The following is a 17,992-nucleotide window of genomic DNA, read 5'->3' as shown; positions in this document are numbered from 1 at the left end:
TTCCTTTCCCTCCGGAGGGGGGAAAGGTGGCGCTGCGAAGCAGCGACGGATTGGGGGAACCACGTGGCAGTCAAGCCGAAGCCCGATCAGTCACGCCAGTCACAGAAGATGTGCGCATAGCGTAGCCACAAGGGAGATTGGCCGCCACCTCGGCCTTCGCAAATGTCCAGGATGTCGCCGGTACCCGCCCTAATTCCCCCGTGCCGCGGCCAATGCGCCGGGCAGCTCCTCGGCGAAAATGTCGAGCTCGTGGTCGAGCCCGACGCTGACGCGGATGCAGCGGTCCAGCCGTGGCGCCATCGGCTTGCGGATGAACACGTCGCGCGACAACAACCCTTGCAGCACTTTCAGCGCGAAATTGGCGTCATGGCCACAGTCGATGGTGACGAAATTGGTCGCCGAAGCCAACGGCTTCAGCCCGCTCTGTTCGGCGATCGCCGTGATGCGCCGGCGCCCGGCAGCCACCCGCGCCACCACTGTCTCGAGATAGGCCTGGTCGGCAAGCGCCTCGACACCGGCGATCTGCGCCATGCGGCTGACACCGTAATGGTTACGGATCTTTTCGAAGTCGCGGATCACTTGCGTCTCCGCCACCGCATAGCCGCAACGTATTCCGGCGAGCCCGTAAGCCTTTGAAAAGGTGCGCATGCGGATGACGTTCGGCCGGGAAATATCGATCGGCGGCAGGGCCGATGCCGGCCCCAATTCGCCATAGGCCTCGTCGAGCACCAGCATGGTGGTTTCAGGCAGCGCCTCGATGAAGCGGATGATTTCGCCCGCCTCCCACCAGGTGCCCATCGGATTGTCCGGGTTGGACAGATAGACCAGCGGCGCCCTTTCCTTGACGACAGCCGAAAGCAGGCCGCCCAGGCTTTCGTGGTCGTTCTCGTAAGGGACGGTCACCAGCCGCCCGCCAACGCCGGCGACATGGAAGTTGAAGGTCGGATAGGCGCCGAGCGAGGTGACCACCGCATCGCCTGGCGCCACATACATGCGCGCCACCAGGCTGAGCAGGCCGTCTATGCCTTCGCCGACAACGACATTCTCGACCGCCACGTCGTGATGCGCGGCGACTGCAACCTTGAGATCGTAATTGTCCGGGTCGCAATACATCCACATGTCGCGGGCGATTTCGGCCATGCGGGCTATGACACGCGGCGACGGCCCAAAACTGCTCTCATTGGCGCCGATGCGGGCACGGAAAGCCCGCCCGCGCTCGCGCTCCTGCGCTTCGGGGCCGACAAACGGCACAGTCGAAGGAAGCGCTGCGATGAGCGGTGTGAGGGGAGGGCGCTGGCGCATGACGGAAGCTCACATGGAAGGGGAACTTCTTGCTAGCGTGAGCGGATGGTTGGCGCAAGCTGTGCGGGCCCAGGTTGTCGTGCTGGATTCCTGCGGCTGTTTTTGCTAGCGAGGCAAGATGAACAATCGTCTGCCGCCCGCTTGGTCCAAGCACCTGAAAGCTCCGTCCGGCTCGAAAATCCCGCACCCGAAAATCGCACAGCCACAAGCGAACCAGCTATCGCGGGCACAGGCTGACGACGCGCTGCTCAGGCAGGCGGTAGAGCTTCATCAAGCAAACCGGTTGCTTGAGGCCGAGGCACTGTGTCAGCGCGTCCTGGCCCATAGCCCGCGGCATCCTCTTGCCTTGTACATACTGGGAACCTTCGCGCTCGGTCTGGACGACGAGATGGCCATTCGTTGTTTTGAGCTAGCGGTCAACGAAGCACCTCAAAATCCGCATTATCAGCTGACGTTGGGTGAAGCCTATTTGAAGGTCGGCGAGCATTCGGACGCAATCAGGCATTTTGAGTTGGCTTGCGAACTGAAGGCTGATTGGGTCGAGGCGCTTTGCGCACTGGGTCGCGCCTACACCGAATTCGGCAAGGCCGATATGGCAGTGCCACGCTATGAGAAAGCGCTCGAAATCGACAGCGGCCATTCCGCCATCCGAATGGGGTTGGCCAATGCGCTTGTCAGTCTCGGTCGGATGGAGGAGGCGACAAATTATATGAGGGAGGCGATCGGCCATCGCCAGGATATCGCTTCTGCATACAACGGCCTGGTCAGCATCCGGAAATTCACTGACGAGCCGGCAGAATTCAAATCCATTCTGGCTGAGCTGAAAAATCCGGCGCTTGATGAGAATAGCGTCAAGAAGCTCCATTATGCGGCGGGGAAGGTGCTCAACGATATCAGGCGCCATGACGAGGCGATGGAGCATTTCCGCGAGGCAAAACGCTCGGCCCGCCGCTTTGACATGGAGGCTTACCGCCGCAGCATCGATTTCATGATCGAATTGTTCAGCCCTGGGATGTTGGCCGCCAAGGCAGGGCACGGAAGCGCTTCGGAAGTGCCTGTCTTCGTGCTTGGCATGCCGCGTTCGGGCACCACTTTGACCGAGCAGATCTGCGCGAGCCATCCCGATGTCCACGGCGCCGGTGAGCTGACAAAGCTCCGGCGCATCACCAACAGGCTTGCGCCGAAAACGCGCTCGCCGGAGGAACTGCGCAGATCGATCCTGAACATGACGGTCGATCAGTCGAAGTCCCTGGCCGAAGAATATCTGGCCCACATCAGGCAACGATCGCCGGATGCTCGACGAATCATCGACAAATTGCCCCATAATTTTGAGCTTATCGGCCTTATAAGGCTCCTTTTCCCCAAGGCGCGCATCGTTCACTGCCGTCGTGATGCTATCGACAATTGCCTCTCGTGCTATTTCCTGGGTTTCAACGAGGACAACACCTATACGGCCGATCTCCGCACGCTCGGACTGTACTATCGTGAGTACGACCGGCTCATGCGTCATTGGGACGAAGTTTTTCCGGGGCAAATCCTGCAGAACCGCTATGAGGACATGGTCTCCGACCAGGAAGGGCAATCGCGCCGCTTGATAGACCATCTGGGTCTGCCCTGGGACGATGCCTGCTTGCGATTCTTCGACAAGGGCGGTGCGGTGAACACGTTCAGCCGTTGGCAGGTTCGGCAACCGATCTACACCTCGTCCGTCAGTCGCTGGAAGAACTATGGCAGCGCGATCGAGCCGCTGATCGAAGCCCTGGGTGATCTGGCCGAGTCCTGATCCGGCCAGCTTCCACCGGACCGCTGCCAGCATTGGCACGCCAGCGGGTGTTTCCGCATCAGCTCGACGGTTTATCCTGTGCTGGCTTCCGCGGGCGGTTTTTGCTAGCGAGGAACGATGAACTCGCGATTGCCGCCCGCCTGGTCCAAACATCTCAAGAAGCAGCCAGCGCAAAAGATCGGATCTTTGCCCCAACCACCGAAGCATGGAGCTTCGCGTGGACCGACCGACGATATGTTGCTGAAACAGGCACTGGAACTTCAAAAGGCCAAGCGCTTTCCGGAGGCCGAAGAGCTTTGCCACCGTGTCCTGGCGCGCTCGCCCGACCACGCGCTTGCGCTCTATATTCTCGGCATGCTGGGTCTCGGTTTCGATGACGAGTTGGCGATCAAATATCTCGCGCGCGCGGCAGCGAGGGAGCCCAACAATCCACACTATCAGCTCAGTCTGGGCGAAGCCTGTCTAAAGGTCGGCGACTACCCGCTCGCGGCTCGTCATTTGAAACGCGCCTGCGAGCTGAAGCCGGATTTTGTGGAGGCACTGCGCGGGCTTGGCGACGCTTATGCGGCGTCCAGCAAGGCGGACATGGCTTTGCCGCTCTATCAGAAAGCGCTTGAGATAGACCCGGACAACGCCGTGGCCCGAATGGACATTGCGAATGCTCTCGTTGACCTCGGGCGCATGGACGAAGCCACGGTCTGTCTGAACGAGAACATCGCCAGGCGTATAAGCGTGCCTTCATCCTACAAGACCCTTGTGGCGGTTCGAAAATTTTCCACCGAGCCGCCCGAACTCAAATCCATTCTGGACGAACTTCGAAAAACGACGAATCCGGCCGAAGAACCCTATGAGCTTCACATGGCCGCGGGCAAGATCCTGGACGATCTTGGTCGTCACGACGAAGCCATGGATCATTTTCTCAGGGCCACTGCGAACAAGGGTTACAGTTTTGACATCGAATCCTATCGTCGACAGGTCGATGCGACGATCAAACTGTTCAATCCGGAGTTCTTTGCGGCGAGGGCAGGATATGGCGACCCATCCGAAACACCGGTATTCGTGCTGGGAATGCCGCGTTCGGGCACAACACTGACCGAGCAGATCTGCTCCAGCCATCCCGATGTTCACGGCGCGGGGGAACTCACCAAGCTGCCGCGTATCGCGGTGGCCAACGGTCTCAAATTGCGGCCGGGACGCGCATTCGGCCAGCCGGTCGCGTCCATGACGAAACAGCAATCCATGGCGCTCGCCGGAGAATATCTATCCGACTTGTATCTCTATGCGCCGGCGGCGTCGCGCATCGTCGACAAGATGCCACATAATTTCGAGAGTATCGGCCTTATTGCCCTTCTTTTTCCAAACGCCCGGATCGTTCATTGCAGCCGCGATCCGATTGACAATTGTTTTTCTTGCTTCATCTCAAACCTTAACAAGGCGCATCAGTATACTTCGGACCTTGCCCAGCTTGGGCTCTATTATCGCGAATATGATCGCCTTATGCGCCATTGGAAGGCGATTCTTCCTGGGCGCATTTTTGAGAATCGCTACGAAGACCTTGTCTTTGACCAGGAAGGGCAGTCACGCCGTCTTGTGGAGCACCTTGGTCTGGCGTGGAACGATGCCTGTCTTCGCTTCTTCGAAAAGGCTGGTCCCGTCAGGACGATCAGCCGTTGGCAGGTTCGACAACCGATCTACAAATCATCCGTCAAGCGCTGGAAAAGCTACGAAAGCAGGCTGGGGCCGTTGATAGATGCCTTGGGCGATCTGGCCGAAGGCTAGAGCATGATGCCGAAAAGTGTGAAGCGGTTTTCGGACGACATCATGCTCTATCTCTTTGATTTAGAGGCGGATTCAGATTTCAGGTCGATTCGACCTGAAATCATCCGGCTCTAGGCGGTTCCCAGTCACTCACACAGGCTTCGTCGATCGACCACAAACGGACCTCCCTCTTTGCGATCGTTGCAATCGGACGGACGAAAAAACCCGGCGGTTGCCCGCCGGGTTTCGATTTCGACAAGGCGAAATTGATTAGAAGTCGCGCTGGAAGCGGAGGATACCGGCGACGTTGCTCTTCTTGGTCGCGCCAACCCAAACGCTGTGGCCGGGATCGGTGGCTTCGTCGCCAACGCGCTGGTAGTCGACTTCGGCCGTAACCGTGAAGCCGGGAACGATCGCGTAGGCGACGTTCGCCGCGACACCGATGTCCTTCCAGTCGTCATAGGACGCCTGCAGGTTGAACGAGGTCTTCTCGTTGAACTTGTAGGTACCGCCGCCCCACACAGCCCAGTTGCCGCCCCACTGCTTGTAGAAGCCGCGGCCGTGCACATCGACGGCGTTGTTCGCGTCGTCGTCGAGATTGTCGTCGGTGCCGTAGCCAACCATGGCCCACAGCGACAGCGCGTCGTTGACGTTCACGTCCAAACGAACCTTGCCGGCGACTTCTTCGTAGTTGCTGTCATACGACACGACACCGGTGAGGGCGCCCCAACCCTGGGTCCACTTCAGACCGCCGACGACATGCGGAACATAGCTGTCGATTGTCTCGACGCCAGCGCCTTCTTCGAGCGAGACCACGGCCGAGAAGCCATTGCCGGCATCGAAGTAGTACTGCACGACGTTGGTGTCGAAATTGCCGTAGGGGACAAGCGTATCCTCGATGACGTTGCCGGCGTAGCCGATGAACGTATCGAAAGCCGATTCGTCCTTACCGACGCGCAGGCCGCCGAGCTGGATCCAGGCGAAGTTCAGCGAAACAGCCTTGTTGTGCGCCTCGAACGTCCCGGTCTGCGGGAAATTATAGTCGCCATAGTTGTTGCCGAAGTTGAAGCGGGTCTCGGTGTAGGTCTTCAACGTACCGAGTTCGGTTTCCTGGCCGGTCCAGGTCTTCAGCGTGAAGCGGGCGTTCTTCCAGTAGGTGTCGTGCTCGTCGCCAGGGTTCTGGTGGTCCGGAACGTTCTGGGCGCCACCGAATGCGCCGGCATCGCCCACGCCGATGTCGTAGCGGATATAGCCGCCGATGCGCAGGCAGGTCTCGGTGCCGGGGATGTAGAAGTAGCCAGCGCCGTAGACGTCGCAAATCTTGACGTATTCAGCGGGTTCCGGCTCGGCGACGACGACGGCGTCGGCGGCGCGCGCACCGGAAACTGCGATCAGGGCCGCAGCGGAGCCGAGAAGAAGGCTCTTGATGTTCATTTTCTGACCTCCAGTCAAAAGTTAAAAAACGGGTCTGGGTATTCTTTGCTGAAGGACAGCGTTCCCTGCCCCATCCCCACTACCGAAAAAGATGCGCACCGCGCCGCTCCTTCGAATTCGACATTACCCATGAGCCGGCGGCGTTCAACCACGATCGTACCGGCGAAAGGTCTGTTCGGCTGCTATCCCCCAGCGTTGTTGCACAAATGACACGATTTGGCCTCACTCAGAAAGCTCTCGTTAACCTTCAGGCCCGCCGCAACCGCTTGTTTCCAGCCGAATCCGGCAATCGGCCGACGGAATCATGGCAAGGCCTGGAGTCGCCAGCCAGGGATTTGCCGCAGAACCGCCGCAGCTGGGGAAACCCGTGACTTCCAGCGCGATCTTATTTTTCCATATAATGACGCGGGCTTGTTGATTGTGGCGGCGCTTTTCTTTATCTGCGGCGCAACGGAGAGGTGGCCGAGTGGTCGAAGGCGCTCCCCTGCTAAGGGAGTAGAGGTCAAAAGCTTCTCGTGGGTTCGAATCCCATCCTCTCCGCCACCCTACGCCCTGCGTGCTTCGGGTGGCAGGCCATCCGGAACCGTATTTTGGGCGTAGGAGTGTCGCCCGAAGCTACGAAGTAGCGTAGGGGGACCATGTGGTACGTCTATTTTCTGCAGCTCCATAATGGTGATGTCTATGTCGGGCCGACAAACGACGCCGATTCGAATCGCATCGATCGGGCCATGTGACGTCGACTAAGGCTCATCTGCCTGTCGCTTTGAAGACGTATATTGCGGTCGAAACCGAGCCCAATGCACGGCTTCTCGAGCGATATTTCAAGACCGGATCAGGCAAGGCCTTCGCGAGCAAGCGTTTCTGGACGGCTGCGCCCCGCTAACGGCCATTATGGTCATCTGTTTGAATTAAAAAGAAAAACAGCCCTACGAGCTGCTTTTTGCCGACCTCCGCGTTCGATTCTGACTGGAGGTCAGAAAATGAACATCAAGAGCCTTCTTCTCGGCTCCGCTGCGGCCCTGATCGCAGTTTCCGGTGCGCGCGCCGCCGACGCCGTCGTCGTCGCCGAGCCGGAACCCGCTGAATACGTCAAGATTTGCGACGTCTACGGCGCTGGCTACTTCTACATCCCCGGCACCGAGACCTGCCTGCGCATCGGCGGCTATATCCGCTACGACATCGGCGTGGGTGAAGTTAATGGTCACACGGACGTGCGGGATCGCATGGGCGATGGCCTCAACGACACCTACCACAAGCTGGCCCGCTTCGCGCTGAAGACCTGGACCGGCCAGGAAACCGAGCTCGGCACCCTGAAGACCTACACCGAGACCCGCTTCAACTTCAAGGATGGCTGGGATGATGACGCCGGCAGCAGCACGTCGCTGAATTTTGCCTGGATGCAGCTTGGCGGCTTCCGCGTCGGTAAGGATGAAACGGCATTCCAGACGTTCATCGGCTACGCCGGCAACGTCATCGACGACGATCTCGTTGTTGACGGTCCTTACGATACCAATGTGATCCAGTACTACTTCGACGCCGGCAATGGCTTCTCGGCCGTGGTCTCGCTCGAAGAAGGCTCCGGCGCCGACACGATCGACAGCTACGTTCCGCATGTCGTCGGCGGCCTGAAGTACACGCAGGGCTGGGGCGCGATCTCCGGTGTTGTTGCTTACGACAGCAACTATGAAGAAGTGACCGGCAAGGTTCGCCTGGACGTCAACGTCAACGAAGCACTGTCGCTCTGGGTCATGGGCGGCTACGGCTCTGCCGACGACAATGGCTTTGCCCCCGGCGGTCATGACTTCTACAAGAAGTGGGACGGCAACTGGGCAGTGTGGGGCGGTGGCACCTACAAGTTCAACGAGAAGACCTCGTTCAATGCTCAGGCCGCGTATGATGAGGGCAAGAAACTCGCGCTCGTGGCAAACGTGTCCTATGCCGTCGTCCCTGGCTTTACGGTCACGGCCGAAGTCGACTACGTCAACGAGGCCTCCAGCATCTATCACCCCGTCAGCGACGACGCCTTCGGCGGTGTCCTCCGCTTCCAGCGCGATTTCTAAGGGCTGGTACCATAAAGGTGAAATCCAGCCCGGGCGCTTCAACGCCCGGGCTGTTTTTGTTTCGTGACTGGGCTTGGAAAACAGAAGGAACGGGGGTTAGCGGTAGCTGAACAGGGTCTGCGGAACGATTTCGTGGGATTCGCGATTTGCGGATGAAGTCGTTTTGTCTGACAAAAACTCTTGAAAGGACACTCTCAAGTAGGCTAGGTGTCTCCTGGCCACTTCCGGGGGGTGTGGTTAACAATGACAAACGAGGCGATTCAAGAGGGATATCCCTCCGATCATTTTGCGGTCTTTTCTTCTCAAAATTCGAAATTCAATTATACATACAACAAGATCAGAGAAGTAAAATCGCATAGGGTTGGAGAGCTGTTTTCAGCCTATCGGGACATATTGTGGGATGATGGGCGACATAAATACAATGTCAGCTCCTTCATCGGCGAGATAGACGAGATCCTCCTCGGGGAGCGTTTCAGCGCCTTTGACCAGAGTACCCTCGACAACCTTGTCGGTACCTTGCGCCAGCGCGGCAACAGCAACGCAACCATCAATCGAAAGATGGCTGCCCTCAGCAAACTGCTGCGCAAGGCTTACAAGATGGGGGATATTCACAGCCTGCCCGAGTTCCGTCGCCAGAAGGAACGGGCGGGACGGATTCGTTTCCTGGAAAGGGACGAAGAGGCGCGGCTGTTCGCCGCCATCAAGAGCCGCAGCGAGGATGCTTACAGGCTTTCCGTCTTCCTGGTCGATAGCGGCTGCCGTCTCGGCGAGGCGCTGGGGCTGATCTGGAACGACATCCAGGAGCATCGCGTCTCCTTCTGGATCACCAAATCCGGCCGCAGCCGCACCATCCCGATGACCGAGCGGGTCAAGGAGGTGATCAAGCTGCCTCCGGCCGAAGGCCGTCGGCCGAAAGGCCCGTTCACCAAATTCAGCCAGGCACAGTTCCGAGCCATCTGGAACGAAGCGAAAGCCGAGGTCGGACTTGGCGCCGACGACCAGGTCGTGCCGCACATCCTGCGTCACACCTGCGCCTCGCGACTTGTCCAGGGCGGCATCGACATCAGGCGCGTGCAGATGTGGCTCGGCCATCAGACCCTGTCGATGACCATGCGTTACGCGCATCTGGCCACCAACGATCTCGACGGCTGCGTGACCGTGCTGGAGACGCCTCGGTGCAATGGGGCGGGCGATCGCAATTCGGTCAGCGCTCCACCTGCCCCCCAAGTACTCAAGCGGGAAAAAGTACTTAAGCGGGAAAAGCCACTTAAGCGGGAAAAGGCACTTAAGCAGGAAAAGAAGAACGAACCCGGGGACGAGAAATCTCAGCCCAATACGGCTCGAAGAAATACAAAATCCCGGTAGATCAGTCGAACAAGAATAGTAGGCTAGTCGAACAAGAATAGAAGCCTGGGATCGAGATTTGATCCTAGGCTTCTTGCTTCGAGCCTTCCTGCCTTTCCGCACAGGCGAGAAAAGCCACGATATCGTCGGGCAAGCTGCCGGTTTCGAGGAAAGGGGCGTGACCCTGGCCCTCGACCGTGATCGTATCCATCATCGGATGGCGCTCTCGCATCCGCCGCAGCGTGTCCACCGACAGCAATCTCGAATTGGCGCCGCGTATGGCGAGCAAGGGGATCGCCGCCAACGCATCGAACTGCGGCCACAGCGCCGGCAATGGCTGCGACAGGTCGAGACCGGCAACCGTGTCGACCAGTTTCGGATCGAAGTCCGGCAACAACCCCAGATCCGTCTCGCGGCAGAGCGCCGCCACCATCCGCTTCCAGTCTGCTTCGGTGAGCGCCGGAAAATCCCGACCGTGAACGCTGCGTTGAGCATTCATCGCCTCGGCGACGGTCTTCGGCTTCGGGGCGCGTTCGAGATAGGACTGGATATGCGCGAGGCCGGCGGGCTCGATCACGGGCCCGATGTCGTTGAGAACGATGGCTTTCAGCGCGGCTGGCCGCAGGGCGCCCAGCACATGGATGATCAGCCCGCCGCGCGAGGTGCCGATGAAGGCGGCCTCCTCGATGCCGAGCGCTACCAGCCCGGCAAGCACGTCGCCGGCCTCGGTGCCGACATTATAGTGGCTGAAATCGGGATCGTAGGCCGACTGCCCGCGTCCGCGATAGTCGAAGGCAACCACCTTGCGTGGATCGGGTCCTGTAGACAGACGCAGCGCCAGCTCGTGAAAATCCCGCGCGTTGCGGGTCAGGCCAGGCAGGCAGACGACCGGCCAGTGTCCGGAATTCGCTTCGCCATAGACGCGCGCATGAAGTCTCAGCCCATCCGGCGCGGCGTAGAAGAAGTCGAAAAAGCCTTCGTGGTTCGACATCGGAAAAAGACTCCTGGCCGGCTTGTTTCCGACTGCTACAGATGAGTGCAGGAGCGGTCAAATGAAGGCGCGACGCCGAAGCTGCCATCTCCCCCCTTGCGGGGGAGATGGCCGGCAGGCCAGAGGGGGGTGCGAAGGATCGCCAACCTTGAATGGCTAATTCGGAATGAGTCAACAAAATTAACCGATAGGCCGAAGGACGGCACCCCCCTCTGCCTTGCCAGGCATCTCCCCCGCAAGGGGGGAGATCGGCAGCTTTGGCGACGGTGAGCTTGCCCTCAACTCCGTCCGTTCACCAGATCGCCAACGATGTCGTATTTGCCGGAAATACGCATCTTGTAGACCTCGTAGTTCTCCATCACACGCTGCACGTAACTTCTTGTTTCCGTGTAGGGAATCCGCTCGATCCAGTCCACCACGGCATCGATGTCCTTGCCGCGCGGGTCGCCGTATTTCGCCACCCACTGGCTGGCGCGGGTCGGACCGGCATTGTAGCCGGCGAAGGTCAGCACATAGGAGCCGTTGAAGCGGTCGAGCTGTTCGCCGAGGAAGGCCGAGCCAAGCGTGGCGTTGTAGCCGGCATCGGTGGTCAAGCGTGTCTGCGAAAACTGCAATCCGGCCTTCTTGGCCAATTGCTTGGCGGTTCCCGGCATCAGCTGCAGCAACCCGCGTGCTCCTGCGCTCGACACGGCGCCGACGTTGAATTCGCTCTCCTGGCGGGCGATCGCATAAGCCAGCGCCTTGCCCGAACCGGAAATGTTGGCCGAATCGGGAATGACGCCGAGCGGATGCGACAGCGCGCCGACATCGATGCCGCGCGCGCCGGCGATCTTGCCGATCTTCAACGCCATGAAATGGTTGTCCTGCTTCTCGGCAAGGACAGCGAGCAGCGCCAGTTCGCCGGGGCTGGTCAACTGTCCGGCAAGATCGCGATAGAGCGTTTCGGCATAGCGATCGTAGCCTGCTTCCTGCAGGCGCTTGATGGCGCTCACCGCTTCACGGCCGGCAAAGTTCTGCCGGTCGGCCGCACTTGGCGACGGATAGACGATGTTCAGCGCCTGCCGGCCGACACGTTCGGCGGCAAGCTGGCCGTAAAATGTCGTGCCATAATCAGCCGCACGCCCAAAATAATCCTTGGCATTGCCGGGGCCGCCGACTTCCGCGGCACGACCGAGCCAGTAATAGGCGCGCGACAGGGTCATCGGCCCCTGGGCAAGGTCGGCGATGCGCGTGAAATGCGTTGCGGCGAGCTTGGGGTCGTTCAGGCCGCGCAACGCATACCAGCCGGCATGGAATTCGGCTTCCGCCGCATTGGCAGCACTTTCGGCGGCATGCATGGCGACGATCCGGTAGGCCGTCTTCATGTCGCCCTGGTCGACCAACTCACGCGACAGCACCCGGCGCTCGACCCACCAGGCGTCCGGATCGACAAGTGCCTCGCGGTCCGTCGGCGCCTTCATGACAATGGCGGCGGCGCCGGCAAGATCCTCCTGCTTGCGCAAATATTCGGCCTGGGCGAAGAAATAACCGGCCGAACGCTGCGCCACCGGCACTGCCTTGAGCAGTTTCGGCGTGTTCTTGTCGCCCCTGTCGGCGGCGGCCCAGGCGTCCGCCAGCTGCTGGGCGCCGGCAAGGCCGGCGACGCGCAGGGCGGAATTCACCCGGTCGGCATAAAACATGCGCTCCATGCGAAAGCGATGGTCGGCGGCGGGGATCAGGCCGCCGAACTCCTTGATCAGCGCCGTCTCGTCCTTGGCTTCCAGGATTGCCGTGCGCCAGAACGGCGACAGCACCGAGCGCGCCGCCTTGGTATCGCCGGATGCCACATAGGCGCGGGCCAGAACCATCACGCCTTCGAATGTCTGCGGCTGGCTGCCATCGAACGCCCGGACGACGATGTCGGGAGCGGGGTTCTCGCGATAGAGAGCGCGCTCGCTGTTCTTGCGCAGGGCAATCGTGCCCGGCCAGTTGGGCAGCATCTTCGCGGCGGCCGCGATATCGCCGCTCGGAACCTTGTCCCCGCCGTAAAGCGCGATCGCCCAGGCCAGGATGTGCTGGTCGAGTGCGTGAGCGGGCAGGGCGTCACGCACGCCGCGAGCGCGGGGAATATCGCCGGCCGCCAGTGCATCCAGCCCGCTTTTCAGTAGGGCGACGCTGGGGGAGGGATCCTGCTGCGCCTTGTCTTGCGGGTTCGGGTCTTGCAGATCCGGCATGGGGATGGCCGAGGTGACCCGCACATCGACGCTGCCGCCGATCGCCACGCCGGGCACCAGCACGGCAATGGCGCCAAGCAGCGCGAAGAAATGGGGCCGATTGGCCGGCATGATCTATGTCTTTCCTTGCTCTGGCATTTACCAGCAGGCGAAGATGCCTCGAAGCCTAAACTTAGGTCGTGAAGGCCTCGTAAACAAAAGCTTATCGAGGCCGTTCGAATTGCGCTTGCTGGCACCACGGCAATGCTTGCCGCGCAACCATGTCGAGACTATGGTGCGCGGCTTCGCTTTCGGCTAGAAGGCGCGCACGACAAACCGATCGACAAAACACCGATGCATGTCGCCCAAAAGTGGTTACCGGGTTTGGGACAACGACATACACAAACAATGAAGTCCCAAGGAGTTGGACGATATGCTGAGAGGCTCGCTTACTGCGCTCGTGACACCGTTCGAAAAGAGCGGGCGTTTCGACGAGAAAGCCTTTCGCGCGTTTGTCGAATGGCAGCTCGGCGAGGGCACGACGGGCCTGGTTCCGGTCGGCACCACGGGCGAGTCGCCGACGCTGTCGCATGACGAGCATCGCCACGTCGTCAAGGTCTGCATCGAGGTGGCCAAGGGCCGCGCTCCGGTCGTCGCCGGCGCCGGTTCCAACAACACCGAAGAGGCCGTTGGGCTCGTGCAATATGCCGAGAAGGCCGGCGCCGATGCCGCTTTGGTCGTCACGCCCTATTACAACAAGCCGACGCAGCGCGGGCTCTACGAGCACTTCGCCGCCGTCGCCAGGGCGACCAAGCTGCCGATCATCATCTACAACATCCCGCCGCGCTCGGTCATCGACATGATGCCGGAGACGATGGGACGGCTGGCGCATGACTTCAAGAACATCGTCGGCGTCAAGGATGCGACCGGCAAGGTCGAGCGTGTTTCCGAGCAGCGCATGACTTGCGGCAAGGATTTCATCCAGCTTTCCGGCGAGGATGCCTCCGCGCTCGGCTTCAACGCGCATGGCGGTGTCGGCTGCATCTCGGTGACGTCCAATGTCGCGCCGCGGCTCTGCGCCGAGTTCCAGGAAGCGACGCTCTCCGGCGACAGCGCCAAGGCACTGGAATTGCAGGACCGTCTGTTGCCGCTGCACAAGGCCATTTTCATCGAGCCCGGCGTTTCCGGCGCCAAATACGCGCTGTGGAAGCTCGGCAAGGTCGAGAACGTGCTGCGTTCGCCATTGGTTACGGTCGAGCCTTCGACAGCCGAAAAGATCGATGCGGCCATGAAGCACGCCGGCCTGATTAATTAGCGAGCCCGTTTGGAAACTCTACTCCTGCGGCCACCTGAAGGTGTCACCTGCGCTTCCGGTGCTCACGTACTATATGTACGCTCCGCTCCGGTTCCGCGCATGGCCCCGAAAGCGTCTTCCGCTTTCGGAAAGGACCATGCGCAAAGTCGGGCTTCTAGAGCGTCCCTTGCGCGTTTGAAGAACGCGCGGTGCTCTAGGGACACCATCATCTGACTCGCAGGAGCGAGTTTCGAAACGGACTCTAAGCGTCATGAACCAAGTCAGAAAAGCCGATCCCAACAACAAGACCGTTGCGGAAAACCGCAAGGCGCGGTTTTCCTATGAGGTGCTCGACACGATCGAGACTGGCCTTGTGCTGACCGGCACCGAGGTCAAGTCGCTGCGCCAGGGCCAGGCCAATATCCAGGACAGCTACGCTTCGGTCGAGGGCGGCGAGATCTGGCTGATCAACTCCTACCTGCCGGAATATTTGCAGGCCAACCGCTTCAACCACGAGCCTAGGCGCCGCCGCAAACTCCTGCTCAACAAGCGCGAGATGGCAAAGCTGGCGCAGAGTGTCGACCGCGAAGGCATGACCCTGGTGCCGCTGAAGATCTATTTCAACGACCAGGGCCGCGCCAAGCTGCTGCTTGCCGTCGGTCGCGGCAAGAAGCTGCACGACAAGCGCGAGACCGAGAAGCAGCGCGACTGGTCGCGTGAAAAGGGCCGGCTTTTGAAGGAGCGCGGGTGAGAAACATCGGGCGATAGCCCTGGAAAAGCCAAGCGTTTGGCCTTCAGGTGCTAGCAGTGGAGCCAAGCTGATACCGGAGGAGACAGTCTTGAAGAACCGGATCATCCTCTGGGGATCGGTTAGCCTGGTTCTTGCAACCCTCATTGTCGCCGGCGGCTTCCTCTACTTTCAGACCTATTCTCCCGACCGCGGCAAATATCCGCTCAGGGGCATCGATGTTTCCCATCATCAGGGCCAGATCGACTGGCGGCGCGTTGCCGCCGACGATGTCGCTTTCGCCGTCATCAAGGCGACCGAGGGCGGCGATCATGTCGATGATGCCTTTGATCGCAATCTGCGGGAGGCTCGCGCTGCCGGCCTTGCCGTCGGCGCCTATCACTTCTTCACCTTCTGCCGGCCCGGCGCCGATCAGGCGAAGAATTTCATCTCGGTCGTGCCGCGCGATCAGCCCTTGCTGCCGCCGGTCGTCGACGTCGAGTTCGGCGGCAATTGTCCGCAGCGCCCGTCGCCCGAACAGTTGAATGCCGAACTCCAGGCCTTCCTCGGACCTGTCGAGGCCGCGTTCGGCAAGCCGGCGATCGTCTATCTGACGGATGAGGCCGAGGCAGCCTATGCCGGGCAGATCGCGGCTCGTCCGCTCTGGCTTCGCTCGCTGCTCGTGGAGCCGGATCGCCACGACTGGATCTATTGGCAGTATCACAACAGGGGCCGCATCGACGGGATCGCGGGCGATGTCGACCTCAACGTTCTTCAGGGCGGTCAGGAGAGACTGGCGACGCTGCTTGCATCCGCGCATTGAGGTGTTGAACGATCGGGGCGCCCGAATCTCTTTCTTCATAAGCCGGGCCATGTCATTGAACCCATTGACGATTGGGGTGGCGTCGCCGTCAGGCTTGCTGGGCAGAACGCCCCGCGGTCGCTGAGAACCCCATCCCCGCGGCCATGATCGCGATCGCCGCGAACTGGACGGTCGTCGGTGTTTCGCCAAGCACGGCCATGCTGACCATCACCGTGGCGATCGGCACTCCCGGCATGAACAGCGATGCCGCCTGCGACCCGATCTGGCCGACGATGTAGGTGTAGAGGAACATGGCGGCCGCACCTGCAAGAAGGCCCTGGATGATGACCTGACCGGCGATCTCCGCGCCTGCCGCGGCATGGAGGCCGCTCGGCGCAAAAAGCGTGAGAAACGGCAACGGCAGGCACGACAAAAGCACGACGGCCGCGGTTGCCGTGACCGGATCGATGCGCCATTGCCGCACAAGAGTTGCATAGGCGGAGAACATCAGGCCCGATCCTATGAACAAGAGATCGCCGAGAAGAACCTCATGGCTGCCGGCGCGCGCCGGCGCGATGAACAGCAACAGCCCGGCGATGATGGCGGCGACGCCGATGGTCCGCCGCTGCGAAGCGCGTTCCAGGAAAAGCGACAGCAGGAACGAGAAGAACACGATCGAGGCAGGGCAGAGTGCCGCGCCATGGACGGCAGGCGCATAAATCAGGCCCCAATTGATGATCAGCGGATAAGGCAATCCGGCCAGCACCGCCAAGGTCAGGGCCCGCCGCCAACCCAATGCCTTCAACTGTTGGAAGCCGTTTCGCCAGATGATCGGCAGGAAGACGGCACCCGCACCTGCAAAGCGCAGGGTCGCCATGTCGGTCACCGTCAGATGTTGCCTTAGGCTGAAGCGGGCGGCGACAAATTGCACGGCATAGATGCCGATCATGGTCAGCCCGGCGATGATTGCCAGCCTCGCTTTTCCCGTGTTTTCCGCCACGTCCTGCCATCCATGAAACATCACCGCCGGACAGTTTGACTGTTGCGGCATAAGCGCAGGATATTGCGGGGAAACCGGCGATTGAATATGTTAATTTCCTGGTAGTTGAGTGAAATTCGCGCAAATGGGCCAGTTGGAACGTGAATCCTGAATCAGGCGAACTCGACGCTATCGACCGCAGTCTGCTGCGGCTGCTGCAGGAAGACGGACGCCGCACCACGCTCGATCTGGCGGCGCGCGTCGGCTTGTCGCCGACCGGCACCAGCCAGCGGGTGAAACGCCTGTTCCGCGATGGTTTCATCACCGCCGTCAGGGCCGTGCTCAATCCGGCAAAGATTGGCCGCGGCACGCTTGTCTTCATCGAGGTGCGGCTCGATCACACGGCTCCGCACATCTTCGACCGCTTCGCCGAAGCCGTGGCCAAGGCGCCCGAGGTTCTGGAATGCCACATGGTCGTCGGCGGCTTCGACTATCTGGTGAAGGCGCGCATTGCCGAGATGGCCGACTACCAGGACTTTCTCAAGCGCGTGATCCTGCCGCTTCCCGGAGTGAAGGAGACACATACCTATGCCTCGATCGGCGACGTGAAACCGGATGCACTGCTGCCGGTGTGAGTCGGTCCGAAGACCTGCGGCCCCACCGTGACCTCAATTCTCCAGGAACGTCGCGATCTCGCTGAACACCCTGACGAACATCGCTTCCGTCAACACACCCGTATTGGTGTTGTAGCGCGAGCAGTGATAGCTGGAAAACAGCGTGATGCCGCCGGCCGGCAATTGTCCGCCATGCTTGAAAGGGTAGGCGGCGACACGCCCGCCCAGCGCGCGGACCGTCGACTGATGGGCGATCGATCCCAGTGCGAGCACGGCGCGCAAATTGGGGAAGCGGGCGATCGTCGGCACCAGGAACGTCCGGCAAGTGGCGATCTCGGCGCCCACGGGTTTGTTCTCCGGCGGCACGCAGCGCACCGCATTGGTGATCGCCGTGCCGACGAGTTCCAGACCGTCATCGGGCCGGGCCTTGAACTCGCCACGTGCAAAACCGTGCGCGATCAGCGTCGAGTAGAGCAGGTCGCCGGCATAGTCGCCGGTGAAGGGCCGCCCGGTGCGGTTGGCGCCGCGCAGGCCGGGCGCCAGCCCGACGATCAGCAACCGAACCGCGGCGTCACCTTCCGGCGGCAAGAAAGTCGGCACCGGCGCATTGAACCAGGACGGCTCGCGCTGCCGCCATTCGGCGATGAAGTCGTGCAGCCGCGGACAGAGCGGGCAGTCGCGGTCCGGCTCGGAAGCGGAAAGGGCCGTCAAG

The 17,992-nt window shown here is 60.8% G+C and carries 14 protein-coding genes and 1 tRNA gene; 9 read left to right on the top strand and 6 right to left on the bottom strand.

Translation table 11 applies throughout. The annotated features are described in order from the left end of the window. Positions 1–189 precede the first annotated feature (189 nt). The gene (locus tag LB568_RS14900) at positions 190–1,302 is read right to left on the bottom strand and encodes a pyridoxal phosphate-dependent aminotransferase (protein WP_013896398.1); all 1,113 of its coding nucleotides are present in this window, start codon (positions 1,300–1,302) and stop codon (positions 190–192) included. Positions 1,303–1,420: 118 nt separating this feature from the next. Here LB568_RS14900 and LB568_RS14895 point away from each other — a divergent pair, with 118 nt between their 5' ends. Both LB568_RS14895 and LB568_RS14890 read left to right on the top strand, forming a co-directional pair. Then, positions 1,421–3,085 (top strand): tetratricopeptide repeat-containing sulfotransferase family protein, encoded by a 1,665-nt coding sequence (locus LB568_RS14895; protein ID WP_224730525.1) that lies wholly within the window; start codon positions 1,421–1,423, stop codon positions 3,083–3,085. Between the two features lie 117 nt (positions 3,086–3,202). Then, the gene (locus tag LB568_RS14890) at positions 3,203–4,864 is read left to right on the top strand and encodes a tetratricopeptide repeat-containing sulfotransferase family protein (protein WP_224730524.1); all 1,662 of its coding nucleotides are present in this window, start codon (positions 3,203–3,205) and stop codon (positions 4,862–4,864) included. Between the two features lie 249 nt (positions 4,865–5,113). On the opposite strand, the gene LB568_RS14885 is transcribed toward LB568_RS14890, so the two are convergent. Continuing rightward, entirely contained in the window at positions 5,114–6,277 is a 1,164-nt protein-coding gene (locus LB568_RS14885) for a porin (RefSeq protein WP_224730523.1), read from the bottom strand. Positions 6,278–6,729: 452 nt separating this feature from the next. Here LB568_RS14885 and LB568_RS14880 point away from each other — a divergent pair. The 3 genes from LB568_RS14880 to LB568_RS14870 all read left to right on the top strand — a co-directional run bounded on the left by LB568_RS14880 (position 6,730) and on the right by LB568_RS14870 (position 9,702). After that, positions 6,730–6,820 (top strand) — tRNA-Ser (locus LB568_RS14880). 437 nt (positions 6,821–7,257) lie between these two features. Then, complete coding sequence (locus LB568_RS14875; RefSeq protein ID WP_224730522.1) at positions 7,258–8,337, top strand: porin; 1,080 nt, start codon at positions 7,258–7,260, stop codon at positions 8,335–8,337. Between the two features lie 243 nt (positions 8,338–8,580). Then, positions 8,581–9,702 (top strand): tyrosine-type recombinase/integrase, encoded by a 1,122-nt coding sequence (locus LB568_RS14870; RefSeq protein ID WP_224730521.1) that lies wholly within the window; start codon positions 8,581–8,583, stop codon positions 9,700–9,702. A gap of 64 nt (positions 9,703–9,766) precedes the next feature. On the opposite strand, the gene LB568_RS14865 is transcribed toward LB568_RS14870, so the two are convergent. Then, positions 9,767–10,672: an alpha/beta fold hydrolase gene (locus LB568_RS14865; protein WP_224730520.1), complete on the bottom strand. Its 906-nt coding sequence runs from the start codon at positions 10,670–10,672 to the stop codon at positions 9,767–9,769. Positions 10,673–10,950: 278 nt separating this feature from the next. Beyond that, the gene (locus LB568_RS14860; RefSeq protein WP_224730519.1) at positions 10,951–12,996 is read right to left on the bottom strand and encodes a lytic transglycosylase domain-containing protein; all 2,046 of its coding nucleotides are present in this window, start codon (positions 12,994–12,996) and stop codon (positions 10,951–10,953) included. A 301-nt stretch (positions 12,997–13,297) separates the two neighbouring features. Here LB568_RS14860 and dapA point away from each other — a divergent pair, with 301 nt between their 5' ends. The 3 genes from dapA (at position 13,298) to LB568_RS14845 (ending at position 15,708) form a co-directional block, all read left to right on the top strand. Then, positions 13,298–14,179 (top strand): 4-hydroxy-tetrahydrodipicolinate synthase, encoded by an 882-nt coding sequence (dapA, locus tag LB568_RS14855; protein WP_224730518.1) that lies wholly within the window; start codon positions 13,298–13,300, stop codon positions 14,177–14,179. A 250-nt stretch (positions 14,180–14,429) separates the two neighbouring features. Further along, positions 14,430–14,909 (top strand): SsrA-binding protein SmpB, encoded by a 480-nt coding sequence (gene smpB / locus LB568_RS14850; RefSeq protein ID WP_013896388.1) that lies wholly within the window; start codon positions 14,430–14,432, stop codon positions 14,907–14,909. 88 nt (positions 14,910–14,997) lie between these two features. After that, on the top strand, positions 14,998–15,708 hold the full coding sequence (locus tag LB568_RS14845; protein ID WP_224730517.1) for a GH25 family lysozyme: 711 nt from the start codon (positions 14,998–15,000) through the stop codon (positions 15,706–15,708). Positions 15,709–15,796: 88 nt separating this feature from the next. On the opposite strand, the gene LB568_RS14840 is transcribed toward LB568_RS14845, so the two are convergent. Further along, complete coding sequence (locus LB568_RS14840; protein ID WP_224730516.1) at positions 15,797–16,687, bottom strand: DMT family transporter; 891 nt, start codon at positions 16,685–16,687, stop codon at positions 15,797–15,799. 140 nt (positions 16,688–16,827) lie between these two features. Here LB568_RS14840 and LB568_RS14835 point away from each other — a divergent pair, with 140 nt between their 5' ends. Continuing rightward, a complete protein-coding gene (locus LB568_RS14835) occupies positions 16,828–17,301 on the top strand; it encodes an Lrp/AsnC family transcriptional regulator (protein ID WP_224730515.1) in 474 nt (157 codons plus the stop codon). Positions 17,302–17,334: 33 nt separating this feature from the next. Here LB568_RS14835 and LB568_RS14830 read toward each other — a convergent pair whose 3' ends face one another. Next, complete coding sequence (locus tag LB568_RS14830; RefSeq protein WP_140576318.1) at positions 17,335–17,991, bottom strand: uracil-DNA glycosylase; 657 nt, start codon at positions 17,989–17,991, stop codon at positions 17,335–17,337. Position 17,992: the final 1 nt, after the last annotated feature.

Origin of the sequence: Mesorhizobium sp. B263B2A (genome assembly GCF_020165775.1) — a bacterium.
In the GTDB taxonomy this organism is placed as follows: domain Bacteria; phylum Pseudomonadota; class Alphaproteobacteria; order Rhizobiales; family Rhizobiaceae; genus Mesorhizobium; species Mesorhizobium opportunistum.
This window is presented reverse-complemented; position numbering and strand designations above follow the sequence as displayed.